This is a genomic window from Paenibacillus periandrae (assembly GCF_022458865.1).
In the GTDB taxonomy this organism is placed as follows: Bacteria; Bacillota; Bacilli; order Paenibacillales; family NBRC-103111; genus Paenibacillus_S; species Paenibacillus_S periandrae.
Map to the genome: position 1 here is coordinate 1 of NZ_JAJNMU010000116.1, position 558 is coordinate 558.

Below are 558 nucleotides of genomic sequence, written 5' to 3' on the forward strand. Positions count from 1 at the left end.
GCGTAGTCAAGGTGCCAAATCTGCCGGCGAACTATGAATGATCGATTTGGGTTGCAGAGCCTCAAGCTAGAGCTCCTGAGGATTCAGGGATGGGTACGATAGTACAATACTTGAACAGGCTGCCGGAATGCTGGTAGCCTGTTCAAGTAACGGGGAGTTTAGCGACAGATAGACATATCCAATATATTGTGCTTATCCAGTTGAAAGGATGGTCTAACCATGGGCATTAGGAATTATCTGATTGAAGGCGTTTCCGGCACCGGCAAAACTTCGGTCTGCAAAGAATTGCAGCGGCGCGGCTACCATGCCATTAATGGTGACCGTGAATTGGCTTATCAAGGCGATCCGGAAACTGGTACACGGATGGATGGCGTCACGCACGAGCACCACATTTGGCATGTAGATAAAGTAAAAGTTTTGGTCGCCAACCAGGATGAGGCGGTAACATTTTTCTGCGGTGGTTCTAGGAACTTTTCGAAATTCATAGATCTATTTGACGGTGTGTTTGTCCTCGAGGTCGACCTTAACACATTGAACCGGCGGCTTGACGAGCGACCG

At 48.7% G+C, this 558-nt stretch carries 1 protein-coding gene; it reads left to right on the top strand.

Translation table 11 applies throughout. The features are described 5' to 3' along the window. Window positions 1-219: 219 nt before the first annotated feature. Window positions 220-558 (top strand): AAA family ATPase (locus tag LRL21_RS44815; RefSeq protein WP_240422215.1); only part of this gene is annotated, 339 nt, incomplete at its 3' end.